The following is a 21,174-nucleotide window of genomic DNA, read 5'->3' on the forward strand; positions in this document are numbered from 1 at the left end:
GCGCTGTCAATATTAGAATAAGCCAACAAAATGCAACACTGGTAACACAAATAAGAGACTGTCGAATCGGTCTAAAATGCCACCATGACCAGGTAAGATCTTGCCAGAATCTTTAACGCCATAAAAACGTTTCAACGACGATTCCACTAGGTCACCCATTTGACCACAAACACTGAACAAAACAGTTAACAGAATCATCATAGGTAACGAGTATGTCTGTGGGAAGAACCAAACCCAAATTGTCCCAATGATGACTGCAACGATGGTACCACCAATGGAGCCCTCCCAGGTTTTATTAGGTGAAATTTGGGGAGCTAACTTGTGGCGACCCAATTTACGTCCAATCATGTAAGCCCCTGAATCGGTTGTCCAAATCACAAATAAAATGTAGAAAAGTGTGCTGAGCCCTGCCTGCCTTGCCTGCACAAAGTAGAAGAAGCCACTGCCAATATACAACATCGCCAATGTCAAAACGCCCGCATCATCAAACGAAAAATGATTTCTGGTAAACACCGTGTGCAGTAAAAGCATCATGACAAAAATGTAGAACAAAAACTGACGGTTTATAAAACTTGGCAAAAAGTTCAACCAACGATCAGGGGCTAAAATAACTGCCATCCCTAAAAAGCTGATCACGGCCTCCGCCGAGACAACCAGCTTTTTTTTCATGACCAAAATTTCTCCCAATGCTACGGTCCCCAATACGAAAGCTGCTAATTCGATCAGCCAGCCACCATAGAGAATCACTGGAATAAAGATCAGTAGTGCCACAACAGCCGTAATCACTCGTGTACGCATACCAACACTAACTCCTTCAGAAATAAAATTTTAAATAAAAGCGGATCAGATCTAACCCAACAACTATCCTTTTAGTCATCATCGTTGGTCGATTTGCGCCCACCGAAACGGCGATCTCGCTGTTGAAAATGTTTGATTGCCAATTTCAAATCTGCTTCTGTGAAATCAGGCCAAAACCGCTCTGTGAAATCCAACTCACTATAAGCAATTTGCCAAAGCAAGAAATTTGAAATGCGCTCCTCACCGCTCGTGCGAATCAACAAATCAGGATTGTTGTATGGCGCAAGTGAAGCGGTCATTAATGCGGCATCAACAGTAGTTGTATCAATATCTGTAAGGGACAATTGATTGGACTTGACCTGGGCGGCAATCGCTTGAACCGCCGAGACAATTTCAGCCTGTCCACCATAGTTCAATGCAAAGTTAAGGACCATTCCTGTCGACTCTGCAGTATCCGCCATCGCTTGATCAACTGCTCGTCGTGTTTTATCCGGCAATTGGTCAAGATAGCCCATCACGTTAACGCGGACATTTTCCTTCACCAAGTCTGGGACAAACGTATCAAAAAAATCAACCGGTAGCTGCATTAAATAACTGACTTCGCTATCAGAACGTTTCCAATTTTCCGTTGAAAAAGCATACAAAGTCAGAACCTTAACGCCTAAATGACTGGCAACCTTAGTAATTGTTTTTACTGTGTTCATTCCTGCCTTATGACCTGCAGCACGCGGCAAATGACGTTGCTGCGCCCAGCGCCCGTTACCATCCATGATGATCGCGACATGATTTGGAATTCGACCGAAATCAAGATTCAATTCATCAGGCATCGAAGCTGTCTTTTTTCGTCCAAACAAAATGGCCTCCACCTTTCGATTACATTCATCAAGTTTACCAAAAAAATCGTTCATTGACACCTGCCCCATTGGACATCTTAAAGGAATTAATAGCTCCCGATGATGTTCTCTGTGACGAAACTGACCATAACTCGTCAATAGCTGCGTCTGTCATAGTATGCCTCAACGATAACACAGCCCCCACTTAGCAAAACAATAAAGTAAGGCCAAATGGTTACCGCAATCATGCGATATAAAAAAATGCGTTACTAACCAAGATTACTTGTTGGTCGTAACGCATTTTAAAATGACCGCATGTTGTTAAACAGTCATCAATTCTTTTTCTTTATCGCTGGCAATTTGATCCACATTCTTAATGGCCGCATCGGTAATTTTCTGCGTCCGCGCTTCTAAATCATGCAACTGGTCATCAGTAAAGTCCCCGTTTTTGTGACCTTTTTTAAGCGAATCCATGGCGTCTCTTCGCACATTGCGAACGGCTACCTTGGCATCCTCCGCCTTGCCGTGGACTTGCTTAACGAGATCCTTACGTGATTCTTCAGTCAACTGTGGAATAACCAACCGAATCGCTGTCCCATCGTTGGCCGGGTTGATCCCCAAATCCGACGTTAAAATTGCGTGTTCAATTGCGTTTAAACTGCTCTTGTCAAAGGGCGTGACAAGTAGCACACGTGCCTCTGGAATGGTAATTGACGCCATTTGGTTGATGGGGGTTGGCGCCCCGTAGTAGTCAGCGGTAATGTCAGCTAAGAGACTGGCATTAGCTCGCCCGGCTCGAATATTGCCTAACTCACGTTGAAATGCTTCTGCAGCTTTACCCATTCTTGCTTGGGCATCTTTTAAAATTGGCTCTGTTTCTGCCATACTAATCTCCTTTAACCGTGGTTCCGATGTTTTCACCTTTTACAACCCGCAAAACATTGCCAGGTTCGTTAAAGTTAAAGACAACTAAGGGAATATTATTTTCCATCGATAACGAGGTTGCTGTGGTATCCATGACATGTAACCCCTTGTTGATGATGTCTAAATGGCTGAGTGTTTCAAATTTGACGGCGGATTCATCCTCATTAGGATCAGCTGAATAAATGCCATCTGTTCCATTCTTAGCCATTAAAATGGCATCCGCATTGATTTCTGCGGCACGTAAGGCAGCTGTGGTATCCGTTGAGAAGTATGGTGAGCCCGTTCCACCGGCGAAAATAACCACACGATCTTTTTCAAGGTGGCGGACTGCCTTTCGTCGAATGTAAGGTTCAGCAATTTGTCGCATTTCAATTGATGTTTGCACTCGTGTTGGCACACCAAGTCCTTCCAGACTATCTTGTAGCGCCAAAGCGTTCATGATCGTGGCTAACATGCCAACGTAATCTGCTTGGGCACGTTCCATGCCCATCTCAGAGCCTGCTTCGCCACGCCAAATATTTCCGCCACCCACAACAACAGCGATTTGTACCCCTAATTCATATACCTCACGTAATTCTTCAGCCACCGTCTTGATTTTAGGCGGGTAAATGCCAAAACCTTGTTCGCCGGCCAAGGCCTCGCCGCTTAGTTTGAGCATGACTCGTTTATACTTCACATCAGCCATTAGACCAATATCCTCCTCGATTTACATCACCAAATCTTGCTTTACAAAAAGGGCGCACACTAGGTACGCCCCGTTCAATTACTTGATTTGACCCATAACTTCATCAACAAAGTCATCACTCTTCTTTTCCATTCCTTCGCCAACTTGGTAACGAATGAATGAGACAACCTTGGCATTCTTAGATGAGACATATTGATCAACAGTTTGATCACCATCTTTAACAAATGGTTGGTCGTTCAATGAGATCTCGGCTAACCACTTGTTTAATCGGCCATCAACCATCCGCTGCTTAATGTTGTCTGGTTTGCCTGCGAGGTCGTCTTCTTTAGACAAGACATCCTTTTCATGAGCCAAACGGTCGGCTGGAACATCGGTACGATCAACGTATTCAGGGTTAATTGCGGCCACATGCATCGCAACATCCTTAGCAGTTTCAGCGTCGCCGCCTTCCAAAACAACCAAAGAAGCAATCGAACCACCCATGTGTAGGTATGAACCAAAGACTTGATCATCAGTCTTGGTAACGACTGCGAAGCGACGAAGGCTAATCTTTTCGCCAGTCACTTGTGTTGCCGCAATGATGGCATCATTAAGGCTTTCTGTTTCACTAGCCTTTAACTTCAAGGCGGTCTCCACATCAGCCGGTTGTTCCAGAGCAATCTGGTCACTAACCGTCTTCAATAAGTCCTTAAACGTATCATTGGAGGCAACGAAATCCGTCTCCGAGTTCAATTCAACGATCGCCGCATTGTTGCCATGGACGGCAACTTCGGCCAAACCTTCAGCCGCAATCCGATCACTCTTCTTTTCGGCCTTGGCAATCCCTTTTTCCCTAAGGAAGTCGAGCGCTTTGGCTTCGTCCCCATCTGTGGCAACTAAGGCCTTCTTCGCATCCATGATCCCGACACCGGTCTTTTCGCGTAATGCTTTAACTTGAGCTGCTGTAACTGCCATGTGAAATGGCCTCCTCATTTATGTTTGATAAGTTTTAGAAAAAAGCCGCCTATCAATCTCAGGCCACAACGGTCTTAACTGATAGACAGCCTAAGGTTTACGCTTAGTTGTTTGCTTGTTGATTGTCGCCTTCAACGGCTTCAACGATGTCTTCCATCGAATCACCACGTTTAGCAGCTTGTTGGTCATCGGCGCCTTGGTCTTCGCCTTGACGTCCCTCGATCACAGCATCGGCCATCTTTGATGAAATCAAACGAATCGCACGAATTGCGTCGTCGTTTGATGGGATAATGTAGTCGATATCATCTGGATCCGTATTCGTGTCAACCATAGCTACGATTGGAATATTTAACTTGTGGGCTTCTTGGACCGCAATTTGTTCCTTACGTGGGTCAACGATGAACATTACATCAGGCACGCCAGGCATATCTTCAATCCCACCCAAGAATTTCTCAAGCTTTTCACGTTGCTTCGTTAAAAGGGCAACTTCCTTCTTAGGGAGACGATCAAAGGTACCGTCTTCGGCCATTTTCTTTAAATCTTTCAAACGTTTGATCCGCGTTTGAATCGTGTTCCAGTTAGTCAACGTCCCACCAAGCCAACGGTGGTTAACGTAGTACATACCAGCACGAGTTGCTTCTTCTTCAATAGAGTCTTGGGCTTGCTTCTTGGTTCCAACAAATAAAATGTTGCCACCCTTTGCAGCTTCATCCTTCACGAAATTATAAGCAACGTCAGCCATCTTCACCGTTTTTTGTAAATCGATGATATAGATTCCGTTACGTTCCGTGAAGATGTACGGCTTCATCTTAGGGTTCCAGCGACGGGTCTGGTGACCAAAGTGCACACCAGCTTCAAGCAATTGTTTCATTGAAATAACAGCCATGTGTTAAATCCTCCAAAAATGTTTTGTCCTCCCCAACGCTCATTTGACCACCTCACTTATCCCTAAGCAACGAAGCAGTCATCACGTTGAGTGTGAATTGGCTTTAAACCGTCAATCAGTATAGCAAACAACCGCCGCGCTGACAAGCTAAACTACCGGGAACGTTTGCATTAAATCCAAAAATATTAACCAACACTGATGCCATGCTCATGCAGAAACGCAATTTTTTTGGCCCGTGATTGATGCTTAAACGCATATTCGGCCTTTAAAGCACTCGATTTGTCGGGAAAGGCCTCGGCGTACAATAACCGCAAAGGATGTCGAAATTTTGGTCGAGTATATTTTGCCCCTTGTCCAGCTTGATGCGTGGCAAAACGTCGACCGACATCGTCTGTAAAGCCGCCGTATAGCGACTGGTCCGCACATAAAATGACATAAAAATAGTAAGGCTTAGCCATGCTGTGGTCGCCGTCCCTCTGGACCATACAACAATTGGGCGACGTGCCCAATATACGTTCCAGCATCATCTGCCACTGTTAATGGCGGTAAAATCGTCAAGCCGCCTGACCGGCCATCTTTAATCGCATCCACTAAGAACATATTCGCTGGACGATTAGGTTTGGGGTACACAAATTGCACTCGCTTGGGCATTAACCGATGAGTAGTTAAAGTGGTCATCATTTCTAAAAAACGATCTGGTCGAAACACAAAGTAGGCATGGCCCGACATTTTAAGCAAACTGGCAGTGGTTTCAACGACTTGAGCCAAAGTCGTAGCGATTTCATGCCGGGCAATGGCTAAATGCGGATTAGGATTTTTCTGGGACAATGGCTGGTTCGGAAAATACGGTGGATTACACGTCACAACACTGGCAGAATCTGGTTTAATAACGTTTGTTGCCTGCGCTAAATCTAGGTGGTGAACCGTAACTTGCTCGGTCAACTGATTTAAGGCAACCGAACGCTGCGCCATATCTACTAATTTAGGTTGAATTTCAATCAGATGAATTGCCCCAGCCGTCTTGTGACTGAAAAACAAACCGACGGCTCCATTACCAGCGCATAAATCCACCGTCAAACCACGGCGTGTTCGATCAGGTTGTGCAAAATCAGCTAGCAAAACGGCATCTAATGAAAACGAAAACACCGCTGAATTCTGAATAATCGAAATATCCGCACCGTAGAGTTGATCAATACGTTCGCCACTTTTTAACTCCGACTGCTCCATTTAACTTCTGAACTCCTTTTTAGAAAACTTGCTGTAATGATTATATGGTCGTTAATCTAACTTGCATTTAAACGCGCAAATGTTCATACTTCTATCAGATTATTACGGTCTATTGTTAAAAAAGCAAGCCTATTAGGCTCCAGCAACAACGATGGCGCAAATGAGACCCACGATCGTGTATATTTCAATCAGTTGACTTATATTAATGGAGGAATGCTTGTGTTTTACTCATTCATGCGAGCCATTGTCCGACTCATTCTCTGGCTCATCAATGGTCGACCACATTATTTGCATAAAGATCGCCTACCAAAGGGCACCTATATTCTGGTTGGCCCCCATCGGACTTGGTTTGATCCAATTTACTACGCGGTGGGTGCCGCCCCACGCAAATTTTCCTTTATGGCCAAAAAAGAACTCTTTAAGAATCCAATCATTCGTTTCATTTTAGTTCATGCCAATGCCTATCCAGTCGACCGGGACAATCCGGGGCCTTCGGCAATTAAAACACCGGTAAAATTATTGAAAGCTGGCGAACTATCCACAATTATCTTTCCTTCTGGGACCCGCCACTCCAGCGAGATGAAAGGCGGCGCCATCGTCATTGCCAAATTAGCGGGGGTACCCTTAATTCCCACGGTCTATCAAGGCCCATTAACATTTCGCGCCTTATTTTCTCGTCGGACCACCACCGTTAGCTTTGGCGATCCAATCATGATCGATCGTAAGTTCAAACTTGATGAAGCGGGCCAACAACAAGTCGATGCCAAACTCCAAGCAGCGTTCGACGCATTAGATCAGGAAATCGATCCACATTTCCACTATGTTGATCCAAATCAAAAAGAACAAGCTGCCTACCAGGCTAAAATTGCCGCAGAAACAAAAGCGGAGACCAAGCACCACTAAATTAATTAGTTCCTTTAAACCACAAACAAGCCGTCCTGACAAGAAAGGGCGGCTTATTTGTGACTTAGCTTAGTGTATCAGAGCGCTAATCTTGTGATTCATGTAATAATGCTGCGCGATCATCACCATCTACTGTAGTTTGCAAGCGATACATATCATAGTAACGACCGCGTTGGGCTAACAAAGTTTCATGGTTTCCATGTTCAACAATTCGTCCATGATCCAACACTAAAATTTGATCAGCATCACGAATAGTCGACAGTCGATGGGCAATTGCGATCGTCGTCCGTCCGGTCCGTAGCTTAGCTAAGCCGTCCTGAATTAAGGCTTCCGTCTCCGTATCAATATCGGCGGTCGCTTCGTCCAGAATTAAAATCTTGGGATCATGAGCAACCGTTCTTGCAAATGAAATCAATTGCCGTTGCCCCCCGGAATAACTCTTTCCGCGCTCGATCACTCGCGCGTGATACTTTCCCGGGAGCTGATTGATAAACTCGTCGGCTGAGACAAATCGGGCGGCCGCTTCAACTTGCTCGTCACTAATTGAATCATCGAACATGCGAATATTTGAAGCAATATCGCCATAAAACATGAATGGATCCTGCAAAACCAACCCAAATTGTTGCCGCAATTCAGCTAAATCATACTCACGAATATCGCGATCATCAACCAAGACTTCGCCTGAATCGTATTCGTAAAATCGCATTAAGACATTAATGGTCGATGATTTTCCCGAACCAGTGTGACCCACTAGGGCTAATGTTTGCCCTGGCTCCACAGTAAACGAAACGTCATGTAAGACATCATGTTCGCCATCATAACTAAAATTAACGTGACGAAATTCGATCTTGCCACGTGTAACATGCGCGCCTGCGACGGGACGTTGAGTGGGCGCATATGTTTGGTCATCCATAATTTTCAACACCCGCGATCCGGCCACCACGCCATCTTGAAAATCAGATAACGAATCCATCATATTCGCCATTGGGTTATAAAAATTATTGAGATATTGGATAAACGCGTAAATTGTCCCCGCCAAAACAAAATGATGGAGTGCGTTAATGCCAAACATCCACAATACCGCAACTTCGCCCAAAGCGAACAAGAGGTCAATAATTGGCCCCAGCAAGAGAGAATTAGTGCTAATCATCGCTTGGCGAGTCGCAAAGTAAGCATCATTTGTTTGATCAAATTCAGCGTTCATGCGGCGCTCCTGGCGAAACTCTTGAATCACGCTAATCCCCGTAATCGATTCAGCCAATTTAGCATTCAATTCACTCAAACGCTCTCTCATACTTCGATAGACCCGGCTGCTGAAATGCTGATAATACCAAATCACTAAACCGAGGAACGGTAAGAATGCCAACACGACCAAGGCAATGCGCGCATTAGTGGTATACATCGCATAAAAAGACGTCACGACAGAAAATAAAGCCACAATTGCAGCTGCAAATAGCGCCCAAAACGTTTGGAAAGACATCGTATCATTTGTCAGTCGCGATAAGATTGATCCAGCTGGTACTTGATCAAAATAGCGCATGCCTAATCGATGTAACTTGCGAAAGAGCTGAACTCGCACATTTTCTAACATGCGTTCCCCACCCATTGCATATAAAAACTCTTGGCCAAATTGAAAAATCGCTTTAATCAACGTACCCAAAAAATAAAAACCGGCAAAAAATAAGACGACACGTAATGCTGCATTATTAACCCGTAAGTATTGGTTCATGTAGGTCTGCATTAACTTCGGCAAAAGAATGTTAATCAAACTAACCGCAAAGGCAAAAATGATGGCCCAGATAAAATCCCATTTATAGGGAGCCGCATACGGTAATAAACGCTTGATAACAATGCGCTGCTCTTTCAAAGACATGCTTTTGGACCAAGCAGACTGATGATTTTGAGCCATTAATCGTTACCTCCTCCAATTGAATCGGCCAGTTGTTGTTGATCATACATTCGCTTATACCAGCCGTTAGCCGCCATTAGGGTGTTGTGATTCCCGCGCTCAATGATTTTTCCGTCATCGAGAACGATAATTTCGTCCGCATTAATTACCGAACTCAAGCGGTGTGCGGCGATGATTGTCGTTTTATCAGCCCGTTTCTCGCCTAGACGCATTAAGATTTGCGCCTCTGTTTTGGCATCCACAGCTGACAACGCGTCATCTAAAATTAGCAACTCCGGGTTAATAACCAATGCCCGCGCAATGGCTAGCCGTTGTTTTTGCCCACCAGATAATGACACCCCTTCTTCGCCGACCTGTGTTTGATACCCGTCAGGCATACCAATAACATCTTCGTCAAACGCCGCTGTGTACGCCGCCGCTCTGACTTCGTCGTCACCAATATCCGGATTGGCAAATGCAATATTTTCCCGAATCGATGTGGAAAACAGAAAATTATCTTGCGGTACATAACCTAAAGCATGAATGTATGCGTCCAATGTATAATCACGAATATCATGCCCGCCAAAGTCAATTTGACCATCGTAATGATCAAATTGACGCAAGAGAAGCTTCAATATGGACGTTTTCCCAGCGCCCACTCGACCAACGATTCCCAAAGTGTGCCCAGCCGATAGTTGAAAATCAATATTTTGAAGGCGCAAAGCTTCATCATTGGGATAGCTAAATGCATTAATCTGCACATTTAAATCGCCATGGGCTGGCTGTGAAACGCCGTTAGTGTTCTCGATGATTTCTGAACGTTCATGTAGTAGGAAATTAACCCGATCATAGGAGGCATTCCCCCGCTCCATCGTATTGAATAATTGTCCAATCGCAAACATTGGCCAGACCAACATTCCCACATAAGCAATAAAGGTCACTAGTTGTCCCACTGTGATCACTTGTGTCGTGACATAGCGTCCCCCAAGAATAATCGTTGCGACGTACGACAGCCCAATAATCACCGTAATTAGCGGGTCAAATAACGCATCTAACCAATTAGTTCGCCGGTTAATGGCAATCGTCTTAGTGACTTGTTGTTCAAAGTCAACTTCATCTTCACGTTCTTGTCCAAGCGTCTTGATAACTTTAATGCCTTCAATACTTTCCTGCGCTTTATTGTTCAAATTCGAGAAAGCCGCCTGTGATTCACCAAAAGCTAGATGAATCTTTGTTCCCAGATAACGAGCGACCAAAGCAATTAGTGGCAGTGGGAGAACCGCGATGATGGTCAAACGCCAGTTAACAAGCGCCATCATGGCAATCAGGGTCGTGCCGCCGGTAATGATTGAATCAGCAAATTGTAAAATGCCACCTCCAGCAACCCGCTGAATTGCGGACAAATCGTTAGTTGCATGCGCCATTAGATCGCCGGTTCGGTAACGCTGATAAAAGGCAGTATCCATAACCATGAAATGAGCGTATAACCGTTCCCGCAAGGTTTTTTCCAGCTTTGCTGCGCCACCCCAAATCGATATCCGCCACAAATATCTCGCGGCATATGATGCTATGGCAATAACTGTCATTAAGAGAAGATCACGGGTAAGACGGCCGCCGCTCAAGTGTTTCCGATTCATTAAATCAACTAAATTCCCGATAATTCGTGGCGGAATAATTCCTAAAACGGCCGTCATCAACAGACCAAACACACCCCAAAAATAAAGGCGCCGTTCCTGCTTAAAATACCAAGCTAATTTCCTAAAAATTGACAAAGTGATCCCTACTTTCTTAACGACCAGGGTGAAATCATTCTGGGCTAGGCTCAGACAACAGGCTTGTGTAACTAGACAAAGACCTCAAGGTGAAACAAGCCGGGTGGTGTCGAGCACTAGCTGAGACTTAACTGTTGGCGATCTGGGCCAACTGGTAAGTCTGGGCTAGGCACAGACAACAGGCTTGTGTAACTAGACAAAGGCCTCAAGGTGAAACAAGCTGGGTGGTGTCGAGCACTAGCTGAGACTTAACTGTTGGCGATCTGGGCCAACTGGTAAGACTGGGCTAGGCGCAGACAACAGGCTTGTGTAACTAGACAAAAAAACGGACAGAAATTAATCCGCCCGTTTAATCAATTACAATAACATTAACTCTTACGTGACTGTGCCTGCATCGTTGCTAGCATCTGCTTCAGCTTCTTTTCAGAAGGCTTCTGCCCCATTTGTAGCATCATACTGCGCAACATGTCTTCAGTAATCGGAGGATTGTTCTTCAGGTAGTTTTGCATATAACGGCGTGCAAAGAAAAAGCCGCCAATTACACCGGCGATCGCGGCAATAATCACGATCAAAATCCATAACCCTGTTGACATCAAGATACCCCCCTTTACAATAATGATTTACATCAAACTATATTACACAAGTAAGGACCGCTTGAAAACCCTTTACCTATAAAAAGATCTTAAATTAATCATCACGGAGTCCTTTATCTCGTTGAACCTTTTTAACTTTTTCAGGGGTCACTTCATTGCCTTCATCGTCAAACACCTGTAACATTTCGACTTGTGACTTAAACGCTTTTCTAAAGTTGGCAAGAAATTCTTGACGTAATTTCTTTTGTTCGGTTTTTTCAGCGTCAGACAGTCCTTCACTTTTCTCTTTGTGGGCTAGTTCGTTAATTCGTGCTCGCAGTTTTTCTGCATCCATTGATGGTCTCCTTTACGAGTGGATCGGAACATCCACCTTCAACTTTTAAAATACATTATACGCTTGGTTTCTACAATTCCCAAAAGATTCGCTGCCGACCGAACATTTGTTTGACCCAACGTTTTTCATGTGCTAAATTTGATGTATCAGCAAGTGTTGAGGGGATCAAACTTCCTACCCACCTTGGGTTTAATCAGCAACGTCGTGCTAGGACTGAATGTTCGTAAAAAATCCAATGAGGTATCAGAAATGTCTAAGAATGCAGAAACTAAACAAATGGCGGTCCTTCGTTTCATCTACGATCGGGTCAGCGAGAAAGGCTATCCGCCGACCGTCCGTGAGATTGGCGAGGCCGTTGACCTATCCTCAACTTCAACGGTTCACGGTCATATCGATCGCTTACAAAAAAAAGGGCTACTCGTCAAAGATCCCACTAAACCTAGAGCCATTGAACTAACCGATGATGGGTTAATCGCACTTGGTGTCTCAACGACGCCTAATGAAATTCCGTTGCTTGGTGTTGTCGCTGCTGGTGAACCAATTTTAGCGGTTCAAGAAGCGACTGACTTCTTCCCGATCCCGCCAGAATTATCTGACTACGATGGTGATCTTTTCATGTTAACAATCCGCGGGGATAGCATGATCAACATGGGCATCTTAACTGGCGATCGAGTAATTGTTCGTCGCCAGCAAAATGCAGATAATGGTGATATCGTCATTGCCATGACCGACGAAAATGAAGCTACTTGCAAACGCTTCTTCAAGGAATCGGACCATTACCGGCTTCAACCTGAAAATGATGAAATGGCGCCGATTATTTTAAACAATGTGACGATCTTAGGCAAGGTTGTCGGTCTATACCGAGATGCAATCTATTAGTTCGCCTTATTTCTAAAATTGAGCCAAACAAAAATCCTTCCGCGTATGGAAGGATTTTTGTTTCCTTGTCATTTAAAACGCCGCTCGCTTACTGAATATCACCCGTATAACTCGTGTGCGGTAAATCGTTAAAATCTAGCGTCTTAATGGCCATCGCATCCGTTGTATAAGTTGTTGCACCTTGAATCAACATTAAATTGACAAGCCCTGACTTTTCATGTAGCAGCACAACTGGCTTCCCCTGGGCCACCGCATAGCCAATTTCAAATGCGGTCCCACTGTCGACAGAATCATCGGTAAAGTCTGCAACGGCGACAACCATATCTGCAGCATTGAGGTGGTTTAAATCATGCTGATACGCCGTTGTTTGCCACTCCTCACTTCCAAATGTTAAATCTGGAAATTGTGATAAGCGTGGACTAAAAACATCGCCAACGGTTTTATTATCAGCAAGTGCTTGCTCAACTCGCTTAACCCGGTCGATTTGTTCTTCATCAAAAAATGGGCTCGCTAAATAAATTGATTTCAATGTGTTGCCTCCTAAAATTAGTATAGTCATTGTACCAAAAGACGAACATAAGCGTAAACTAAAACTTTATCGTTTTTTATTTTTACCTAATTAAAAATAATTTGTGTTAATTAAACCAAATATCGTTCTAATTCAAGAACATTATAGTTAGTAACCGCTCCTTTTAAAATGCAATAAACTGGTTGCCTAACCAGGCACACTAATCCTGTTTGTAAAAAGTTCACTTTTTACTTAAGGAGGAACATGTTAAAATGATTTCAGCAAAAGTTACGGAAAGAGGATTTGGCATGATTTATTTAACAGTTTTCGGTGGCATTGCCTTAATTTTGGCAATTTTTTATTTGCTCAATTCCGTCCAGAGTTATCACACTTGGCGGTTTGCCACTTTTTTAGTGGTTATTTTTGCTCTAGCTACCGGGTATGGTGCGATTCATTTACCAGCGCAGCACCGTGAAGCGCAACAGCAAGCAAAAAAAGCTGCCGCTTCACAGAAAAAAACCAGTTCGCAAACGAAGGCAGCCCAACAGTCCTCATTAACCAAGGCTGCCTCAACGTTTAATCCAACTGGGACTGTAATTAACGGTGAAACAGAGTCACAAAAAAGCGCTGCCCGTTCTAACGCTGAACAGCAGATGACCAAGCAACTTGGAACGGCTTTCGCCAATTTTGGGAAAGTAACTTTTGCGGCTGATAGTAAAACATATACAATCACGCCAACTAATGCTGATACGGTTAAGGCATTAGAAGCGTTGGAAGCAACACCAAGCCAAGCTGAACAAGCCCAATGGCCAACGCTAACAGAGAATTTCAGAAAATCATCGGCCAACGTTAGCAAGTCGCTGCAAGCTGATTACACAATCACCTTGGTTAGCCCGGACCAAAACGGTAAAGTTCTCTACAGTGCCAAAAATGGACAGACTGTCACAGATTTTACAAAGTAAAAATGGCTAGATTTAACTTAAGCCTAAAAAATGAGCTAATTCCTTATACAGCTGGAATTAGCTCATTTTTTCATTGAATCGCGGAATTCAAGATTGTGTTTAGGATTAGTTTTGTTCACGATATTGTCGCTGTTCTTCTTTGACCCCTGCCAATACAAATCGACTGGGATCCTCGCTGATATTATTCAACTGGGTTGACCCATCCGTCGGCAATTGCGTCAAAAACATTTGCTCATAGGTTGGGACATCTACCTGGTGCCGCATGTCTAACAACTGTTCAATTTCAACTTGGTTGAAGCCGGTTCGATAATTGGGCTGCAATGTCCCAGTGAAAAATTCTCCTTCGGCGCCAGAGCCATAGCTGAATAAACCCAGTGAAGCGCCCCCAGTTAGATCACCATTTGCTAAGAGCGATAGTAAACTCAAGTAAAGTGAGCCTGTGTATAAATTACCCACTCGCCGATTCCAAACTCGGGCTTGTTCAAAATTACTGGTTAATTGTTCAGCATTGTCAGAGTCGGTTTCAGGTAGAACCGTACGTAATGCTTTTAACCCCATTTTTGAAAATGGCAAATGGAATAACAGGGCCTGATAATCTGACAATTGATGATGGTAAGTTTGCGTGAATCGGTGCCAAATATCTTGGAAGAAGTCGATATAAATATTAGCGGAGTAATGGCCATCCACGCGGGCCTCCGTGGCATAGACAGGGCGCCAAAAGTCCATCACATCTCGGGTTAAATATGTGCTCTCATTGCTTAACGCCAAAATTGTCGGATTCTCGCTCATTACCATTGCCACAGCACCGGCGCCCTGAGTAATTTCACCGGAAGTCTTCAAGCCGTAGCGCGCAATGTCAGCTGCTAAGACGAGTACGCGACGTTTGGGATGGACAAGTAGATAATCTTTGCCTAACTGTAAAGCGGCGGTCGCCGAGTAACAGGCTTCTTTGACCTCAATTGCCCGAGTATGTTCGGTAAGCCCCAGTAAATGCTGTAGGTAAATTGCAGCAGCTTTGGAGTTATCAATTCCTGATTCAGTTGCGAATAAGATCAAATCGATAGTCGAACGATCCTCATCGGTCAGAATTTGAGCCGCTGCATTAGCTGCCATGGTGACCACGTCTTGGGTAATCGGGACGACCGCCATTTGTGATTGTCCAATTCCGATATGATACTTATCCGGATCATCGCCACGAGCATTGGCCAGATCGGTCATATCCAAAAAATATTGTGGGGTGTAAAACCCCATTTTATCGATACCAACTTTCATTATTCTTGCCTCATTTATTTTCGAAGTGATTGGTAAATTTATTTTCAAACCGTTCATTAACTTTAACCGCTGATGCCTTTACAGTCAAATCTGTGATTGTTATACTATTACTTGCGACATGCTTTGGAGAGTTGGCAGAGTGGTAATGCAACGGACTCGAAATCCGTCGAACCCGTGTTGAGCGGGCGCGCAGGTTCAATTCCTGTACTCTCCTTAATTAGACCGTTGTTAAACGGTTACAGAAAAGCAAACAGATTCCCTCGATGTCAGGAATCTGTTTGCTTTTTTGTAACTAGATGCTGAGTGATTTTGAAGCTGAGATATCCAAACATAAATGATCTGCTCTTCTTAATTTTTTTTGCTGAGCACTTGGTGTATTTTTGAAATCACTAGGAAATTAAAAAATGCTATTCTCACCGATTCGAATTCATATGTTCTGTTAAAAAAGCATTCACCGATTTTTTAAATCAGTGAATGCTTTTTTAACTAATAATCCATCAAAACCAACGTATCGTAATCCTTTAACTTTGCTAACCCATTCAATTCTTTTAATTGAAGTAAGAAAGCACAACCAACCACCACGCCACCAAGTTGTTCGACAAGCTTGATTGTTGCTTCGATAGTGCCACCAGTTGCTAAGATATCATCGGTGACTAGTACCCTTTGGCCGGGTTGAATTGCGTCATCGTGCATGTAGAGTGAGGCTGTTCCATACTCTAAAGCATAATCAGCCTTAATTGTCTTACGGGGTAGCTTGCCCTTTTTGCGAGCTGGCGCAAACCCAATGCCTAATTCGTAGGCCACTGGACAGCCGACAATAAAGCCGCGCGATTCAGGTCCAACCACCATGTCTACTTGCTTGTCGCGAGCATAGCTAACAATGGTATCTGTCGCTTGATGATACGCTTCTCCATCCCCCATTAACGGTGAAATATCGCGAAACATAATGCCCTTTTCTGGATAATCCGGTACTGTCGCGATGTACTTGGTTAAATCTAAGGTCACGTTCTTCACTCCTTTAAACAGCCTGGTTCATTGCTTCCACCAACCAAGCTTTTAGTTGGGGGCCCTTTGAATACAGCAATTTTTCTTCCGCATCAATCCGCTGTAGCCGCTGATGATATGCTACCATCTCTGATAATTTTGCAGGCTTTGGATCGCTGATGCCGTTCATCACACCAGATTCTATTCTAACAAACCCAGCTTCAAAAAACAGCTGAATCATGAAAATCAACTTGTTCAAATCAATCTTTAAAAAATCGGCGAGGACTGCCATCTGGTGCCCCACATCAACGTTTTGATGTGTTTTGACAAAGCTAAATAATTTGCCATATTCAGCCCGGCTTGGCATCCCACTCAAAAAAGCTGAATCCCGTTCATAGAAATAGGTTGTCAGCTCAGCTACCTGTGTCGCAGCTAAAACCTGTTGAAGATCCGTTAACGCTGGTGGGCAATCTACAATGACCAAATCTTTAATGATCGCCGGTAACTCATCCACGCCAACTCGAATTACCTTGGCACCTTCGGACAAATAAGGCTGTAACTGATCAGCCAGTTTACCTTGGAAGAATAAATAAGTCGCCGGTCGGGCAAACAAAGGCTTCGTCAGATTGTTAGTTCGGGTCAATACAATGGCGACCCCTTCCACCTGAATGTCTTTCACCATCAATTGATAGGTTGTCCGCCCTTGCCAACTATTAGCAGAAAGCGTACCAATAACGGAAATATCCTCCGGGTTAGCCGCAACCTGCACTATCGCATCCCCAAAACCAAAAGCAATGGCTGGCACCGACGTTTGCTGATCGTCGACTAACATGAATTTTAAATGATTCTTTGCGGATCCCATCGTTTTGATATTATCAACACGGCTCGGCCGAATCTCAAAAATTGGCTGGGGATTGTCCATACCAAATGGTCCCAATTGTTGAACTTCCTGATAGGCTGATTCAGTTATTTCATTGGCCGCAAGTGTCGCTGTTACTGACAAAGTTGCCCTTTGGTCGACATCGATGGCTTGGCTTTTCCCGGCGTCGATCAATGTCTGCGTCAGTAAATTCAACTGCGTCTGTGCCACGGTTAGGCCACAAGCCATTGCATGTCCACCAAAAGCCACTAAATGGTCACGAATCGGATTTAAAGCGGCAAACAGATCAAAGCCCTTAATACTGCGCCCGGAACCTTTCAGTGTGCCTTGATCCGGATTGTCACTTAACACCAATGTCGGTTTATGCGTTGCCTCGACGACTTTACTAGCAACGATCCCCAAAACCCCTTCATGCCATCCTTGACCATGAATAACTAGGACCGGTTGTGACTGATTTTCAGGCGCCTCAGCTTGCGTAAGCGCATCTGTGCTAATTGTTTTAACCAACTCTTGACGCACCTCATTTTGTTGATTAACTTGTTTCGCTAACTCATTGGCTCGATCTTCATCTAAAGTCGTTAACAGTTCAACCGCCGGATTTGCGTCCCCTAAACGTCCTACGGCATTCAAGCGAGGTGCAATCCCAAAACCAACGTGTTCTTCATTGATTGTAGTTGCGTCAATCCCAGCCGCTTTCATTAAGGCAATTAACCCGGGGCGTTGCGTTTGACTGATGACTTGCAGTCCAAATTTTACTAGTGCATGATTCTCATCAGTTAAGGGCACTAAATCAGCGATTTCACCAATGGCGACTAAATCCAATGCGTCGCTTAACTCATCTGCTGAAGCTTCTAACAAACTTTGTGCAACTTTAAAGGCCACGCCAACACCAGACAGCCCTCCAAATGGATAGTGTCCTTGAGGGTGGCGAGGATGAATAATCGCAAAGGCATCCGGTAACTGGGCTGGTAATTCGTGATGATCCGTGACAACCACATCAACTTGCCGTTGTTTTGCCGCATCAATTGCCGCATGACCGGCGACGCCATTATCAACCGTCACAAATAACTGAGTACCGGCGTCAATAAGGCGATTAAACGCCTCAACATTTGGACCATAGCCATCTGTAAAGCGATTCGGAATGTAGTAATTTACTTCAGCACCTAATTGGGCCAGTGTTTCATACATTAGAGCCGTACTCGTTAAACCATCGGCATCATAGTCCCCGTAGATAGTAATTTGTTCGCCATTGGCCACTGCCGCTTGAATTCGGGCCACACCTTTAGCCATATCAAACATCGTATTAGGATCATGAAGTTGTTCAATCGTTGGCGTTAGCCAGGCCTGCGCCTGTTCAACGGTGGTTAGTTGACGACTGATTAATAAGCGTGCTAAAAACGGTGTAATCTCTGCGTCTTTGGCTAACGCCGCCACCTGAGTTTCATCTGCAGGCGTGCTTTTCTTCCAATTAAACTTGGCTTCTAACAAAATCATTGTCCCCTTCGCCTAAAATCGCATTCAAACTGATTTAATTCAACATAACAGCAAGCAGCCAGACCATAAAAAGGTCTGGCTGTTTTATTAGCCCAACAACTAGCGTGTTAAATGGTCGTCAGTCGGCGATTTCGTACCTAGTTGTTGTTGCAGCGTTTCAATCGTCTGTTCGCGTTGCTTAATCAATTGATCTAATTGATTGTTTTTTTGCGTTAATGTTTGGTTTTGCTGTTTCAATTGAACATTTTCCTGACCCACTTTAGCTTCATTAGGTTCCTTATCATGGTGACCACCCGCTGAAACTAATACCGTAATCAACGCGCCGAGCAACAGTGAAACAATCAAGATTAAAATCATTGGCCATCTCACCGTTGTAAAACCAAAGTGAATTGGTACTGAATTGCCATTCATTACGGCAAAAATCGCGATGATCAAAACCAACAGCAAGCCAACCACCAGTCGCCATTGATTCCTCATTCGACGGACTCCTGACTCGATTCACTCAAATGAATCCGTTTAGCTGGTCGTGGCTTGAACACTTGTGACATGATAAAGTCACCAACCCCGGGCATTAAATGATAGGCCACGGCAAGTGAACGGAAATAACGTGGAATGACTAAGCTGCGCACATGGTACCCAATGGCATCAATGATTCGCTGGGCAACTAGTTGTGGTGTCACCGTAAAGCTAGCGACACGCGCCAAATAATCACCCTGTTGATCAGCTACGTTAAAGAAGTTTGTGGCCACTGGTCCAGGGTTTACCGTTGTAACCTGGATCCCAAAAGGTTGTAACTCTTGACGCATAACGTCGCTATACCCCGTCACTGCAGCCTTGGTTGCCGTGTACACAGCTGAGTTCGGGGTTGGAATTAAGGCAGCAACTGAAGCAATATTTACAATTGCCCCATAATGTTTATCAATCATTTGACTCGCTAATCTGCGTGTAATGTAAATGAGGCCTAATACATTAACAGCAAACATCTTTTGTGTTAAGGCCGCATCGGTCTCCAAACCAGGTTCCATATCGCCAAAACCGGCGGCATTAATCACGACGTCAACGGATCCGACTTCATGCCCGATCAACGTTAATGTCTCATCAACCGCATCTGCATCGCTTAAATCCAACGGATAGGCAAACGCGGGCCGACCAGAGTAAATCATACACTGTTGCGCCACCTGCTTTAACTTTTGCTGGTTACGCGCAATTAAGACGACAATGGCGCCTCGCTGAGCAGCCTCAAAAGCCGTGGCCTGGCCAATCCCGGATGATGCACCCGTAATTAACACAATTCGATTTTTCAAATTACGTAATTCTTTTAGTTTGCTCGATAAATTCATCATTCTACTCACCTCTGGGCCGACCAGCTAGTAGTCCGCCTTATTTTTTGAAAGGAATGTCAATGATATCAAAATCCCGCACAACTTTACTCCGCTTGAATGTTCGTTGTGCTTCGCGCTCTAACTCTTTGGCTCCTCTGCCATTATAACGCGCCGAGATATGATTCAACAGTAGTCGGCCAACATGTGCATCGCGAGCCACTTGAGCCGCCTGTTCACTTGTTGAGTGATAGTAATTATGCGCCATTTTGGTTTCATCTGCAGCAAAGGTGCTTTCGTGAACCAAAACATCTGCATCTACCGCTAATTCAATGGAGCGCCGATTTTTTCGCGTGTCGCCGAGAATCGTCACAATTCGCCCTTTTTGGGCTGGACCGATGAAATCTTGTCCATTAAGCGTTCGCCCATCTGGTAAAGTAACTGTTTTCCCGGCCTTCAACTGTCCGTAAACCGGGCCCGATGGCACCTTTTCTGTTCTTAATTTATCGACTAACAATTCGCCGCGATGATCTTTTTCAACGACTCGATAACCAAAAGTTAAAATCTTGTGATCCAATCGTTTGCAAGACACAGTGAACGTGGCGTCATCAAAAATGATACCATCGCCATTTAATTCCACAAATTTTAGCGGGTAGGTCAGTCCAGATTCGGACAACCGGAGACTTGTCTGAACGTACTCTTTGATGCCTCGCGGTCCATAAATCGTAAGCGGTTCATTGCCACCTTGAAATGAGCGAGAACTCAATAATCCAGGTAGTCCGAACAAATGATCACCGTGTAAATGGGTAATAAAAATTTTTTCGATCTTACGGGGTTTAATTGTGGTATTTAAGATTTGATGTTGGGTAGCTTCTCCACAATCAAATAACCACAACGCATTTCGTTCATCCAATAATTTCAGCGCTAAACTAGAAACATTACGCGCCTTCGCCGGCGAACCAGCACCTGTTCCTAAAAATTCAATTTCCATATCTATCCCGTTTCCTAAATTTAAAAATAACCCATCATCATTCATTGATCGGTCATTTGCCCTAGTTTCAAAAAATAATCTGCTCTCA

At 44.4% G+C, this 21,174-nt stretch carries 22 protein-coding genes and 1 tRNA gene; 4 read left to right on the top strand and 19 right to left on the bottom strand.

Translation table 11 applies throughout. The annotated features are described in order from the left end of the window. Window positions 1-12 precede the first annotated feature (12 nt). From ACYQ0Y_RS02225 to ACYQ0Y_RS02260, 8 genes are all read right to left on the bottom strand, one after another. The gene (locus ACYQ0Y_RS02225) at window positions 13-798 is read right to left on the bottom strand and encodes a phosphatidate cytidylyltransferase (RefSeq protein ID WP_407882398.1); all 786 of its coding nucleotides are present in this window, start codon (window positions 796-798) and stop codon (window positions 13-15) included. 71 nt (window positions 799-869) lie between these two features. Continuing rightward, the gene (gene uppS, locus ACYQ0Y_RS02230; RefSeq protein WP_407882577.1) at window positions 870-1,625 is read right to left on the bottom strand and encodes an undecaprenyl pyrophosphate synthase; all 756 of its coding nucleotides are present in this window, start codon (window positions 1,623-1,625) and stop codon (window positions 870-872) included. Between the two features lie 327 nt (window positions 1,626-1,952). Then, complete coding sequence (gene frr, locus ACYQ0Y_RS02235; RefSeq protein ID WP_407882399.1) at window positions 1,953-2,516, bottom strand: ribosome recycling factor; 564 nt, start codon at window positions 2,514-2,516, stop codon at window positions 1,953-1,955. Between the two features lies 1 nt (window position 2,517). Then, a complete protein-coding gene (gene pyrH / locus ACYQ0Y_RS02240) occupies window positions 2,518-3,240 on the bottom strand; it encodes a UMP kinase (RefSeq protein ID WP_407882400.1) in 723 nt (240 codons plus the stop codon). Window positions 3,241-3,318: 78 nt separating this feature from the next. After that, a complete protein-coding gene (tsf, locus tag ACYQ0Y_RS02245; RefSeq protein WP_407882401.1) occupies window positions 3,319-4,194 on the bottom strand; it encodes a translation elongation factor Ts in 876 nt (291 codons plus the stop codon). Between the two features lie 103 nt (window positions 4,195-4,297). Beyond that, window positions 4,298-5,080, bottom strand: a complete 783-nt coding sequence (gene rpsB / locus ACYQ0Y_RS02250; protein WP_407882402.1) for a 30S ribosomal protein S2 — start codon at window positions 5,078-5,080, stop codon at window positions 4,298-4,300. Window positions 5,081-5,265: 185 nt separating this feature from the next. Beyond that, window positions 5,266-5,538, bottom strand: coding sequence for a GIY-YIG nuclease family protein (locus tag ACYQ0Y_RS02255; RefSeq protein WP_407882403.1), 273 nt, complete (start codon window positions 5,536-5,538; stop codon window positions 5,266-5,268). After that, a complete protein-coding gene (locus tag ACYQ0Y_RS02260) occupies window positions 5,531-6,307 on the bottom strand; it encodes a tRNA1(Val) (adenine(37)-N6)-methyltransferase (protein WP_407882404.1) in 777 nt (258 codons plus the stop codon). Before ACYQ0Y_RS02260 ends, ACYQ0Y_RS02255 begins: the two co-directional genes overlap by 8 nt. Window positions 6,308-6,526: 219 nt before the next feature. On the opposite strand from ACYQ0Y_RS02260, the gene ACYQ0Y_RS02265 reads away from it, so the two are divergent. Next, window positions 6,527-7,210 carry a lysophospholipid acyltransferase family protein gene (locus ACYQ0Y_RS02265; protein WP_407882405.1) on the top strand — a complete coding sequence of 228 codons (684 nt, stop codon included), beginning with the start codon at window positions 6,527-6,529 and terminating at the stop codon, window positions 7,208-7,210. 85 nt (window positions 7,211-7,295) lie between these two features. On the opposite strand, the gene ACYQ0Y_RS02270 is transcribed toward ACYQ0Y_RS02265, so the two are convergent. From ACYQ0Y_RS02270 to ACYQ0Y_RS02285, 4 genes are all read right to left on the bottom strand, one after another. Beyond that, window positions 7,296-9,119, bottom strand: coding sequence for an ABC transporter ATP-binding protein (locus ACYQ0Y_RS02270; RefSeq protein WP_407882406.1), 1,824 nt, complete (start codon window positions 9,117-9,119; stop codon window positions 7,296-7,298). Further along, complete coding sequence (locus ACYQ0Y_RS02275; protein WP_407882407.1) at window positions 9,119-10,870, bottom strand: ABC transporter ATP-binding protein; 1,752 nt, start codon at window positions 10,868-10,870, stop codon at window positions 9,119-9,121. Before ACYQ0Y_RS02275 ends, ACYQ0Y_RS02270 begins: the two co-directional genes overlap by 1 nt. A 368-nt stretch (window positions 10,871-11,238) precedes the next feature. Then, a complete protein-coding gene (locus tag ACYQ0Y_RS02280) occupies window positions 11,239-11,463 on the bottom strand; it encodes a YneF family protein (protein WP_407882408.1) in 225 nt (74 codons plus the stop codon). Window positions 11,464-11,557: 94 nt separating this feature from the next. Next, window positions 11,558-11,797, bottom strand: a complete 240-nt coding sequence (locus ACYQ0Y_RS02285; RefSeq protein ID WP_407882409.1) for a DUF896 domain-containing protein — start codon at window positions 11,795-11,797, stop codon at window positions 11,558-11,560. Between the two features lie 249 nt (window positions 11,798-12,046). On the opposite strand from ACYQ0Y_RS02285, the gene lexA reads away from it, so the two are divergent. Then, complete coding sequence (gene lexA / locus ACYQ0Y_RS02290) at window positions 12,047-12,676, top strand: transcriptional repressor LexA (RefSeq protein WP_407882410.1); 630 nt, start codon at window positions 12,047-12,049, stop codon at window positions 12,674-12,676. An 88-nt stretch (window positions 12,677-12,764) separates the two neighbouring features. Here lexA and ACYQ0Y_RS02295 read toward each other — a convergent pair whose 3' ends face one another. Then, a complete protein-coding gene (locus ACYQ0Y_RS02295; protein ID WP_407882411.1) occupies window positions 12,765-13,205 on the bottom strand; it encodes a nucleoside 2-deoxyribosyltransferase in 441 nt (146 codons plus the stop codon). 287 nt (window positions 13,206-13,492) lie between these two features. Here ACYQ0Y_RS02295 and ACYQ0Y_RS02300 point away from each other — a divergent pair, with 287 nt between their 5' ends. Continuing rightward, complete coding sequence (locus ACYQ0Y_RS02300; RefSeq protein WP_407882412.1) at window positions 13,493-14,146, top strand: hypothetical protein; 654 nt, start codon at window positions 13,493-13,495, stop codon at window positions 14,144-14,146. 105 nt (window positions 14,147-14,251) lie between these two features. Here ACYQ0Y_RS02300 and ACYQ0Y_RS02305 read toward each other — a convergent pair whose 3' ends face one another. Continuing rightward, a complete protein-coding gene (locus tag ACYQ0Y_RS02305) occupies window positions 14,252-15,418 on the bottom strand; it encodes a hydroxymethylglutaryl-CoA synthase (protein WP_407882413.1) in 1,167 nt (388 codons plus the stop codon). Window positions 15,419-15,543: 125 nt separating this feature from the next. Between ACYQ0Y_RS02305 and ACYQ0Y_RS02310 the strand changes: the two genes are divergently transcribed. Continuing rightward, window positions 15,544-15,632, top strand: a tRNA-Ser gene (locus ACYQ0Y_RS02310). 272 nt (window positions 15,633-15,904) lie between these two features. On the opposite strand, the gene ACYQ0Y_RS02315 is transcribed toward ACYQ0Y_RS02310, so the two are convergent. From ACYQ0Y_RS02315 to rnz, 5 genes are all read right to left on the bottom strand, one after another. Continuing rightward, entirely contained in the window at window positions 15,905-16,423 is a 519-nt protein-coding gene (locus tag ACYQ0Y_RS02315; RefSeq protein ID WP_407882414.1) for an adenine phosphoribosyltransferase, read from the bottom strand. Window positions 16,424-16,436: 13 nt separating this feature from the next. Beyond that, window positions 16,437-18,770: a single-stranded-DNA-specific exonuclease RecJ gene (gene recJ, locus ACYQ0Y_RS02320; protein WP_459935455.1), complete on the bottom strand. Its 2,334-nt coding sequence runs from the start codon at window positions 18,768-18,770 to the stop codon at window positions 16,437-16,439. Between the two features lie 105 nt (window positions 18,771-18,875). Next, complete coding sequence (locus tag ACYQ0Y_RS02325) at window positions 18,876-19,253, bottom strand: lipopolysaccharide assembly protein LapA domain-containing protein (protein WP_407882416.1); 378 nt, start codon at window positions 19,251-19,253, stop codon at window positions 18,876-18,878. Continuing rightward, window positions 19,250-20,119, bottom strand: coding sequence for an SDR family NAD(P)-dependent oxidoreductase (locus ACYQ0Y_RS02330; protein WP_407882417.1), 870 nt, complete (start codon window positions 20,117-20,119; stop codon window positions 19,250-19,252). Before ACYQ0Y_RS02330 ends, ACYQ0Y_RS02325 begins: the two co-directional genes overlap by 4 nt. A gap of 37 nt (window positions 20,120-20,156) precedes the next feature. After that, complete coding sequence (gene rnz / locus ACYQ0Y_RS02335) at window positions 20,157-21,086, bottom strand: ribonuclease Z (protein WP_407882418.1); 930 nt, start codon at window positions 21,084-21,086, stop codon at window positions 20,157-20,159. Between the last annotated feature and the right edge of the window lie 88 nt (window positions 21,087-21,174).

It is taken from the genome of Furfurilactobacillus curtus (assembly GCF_054657915.1).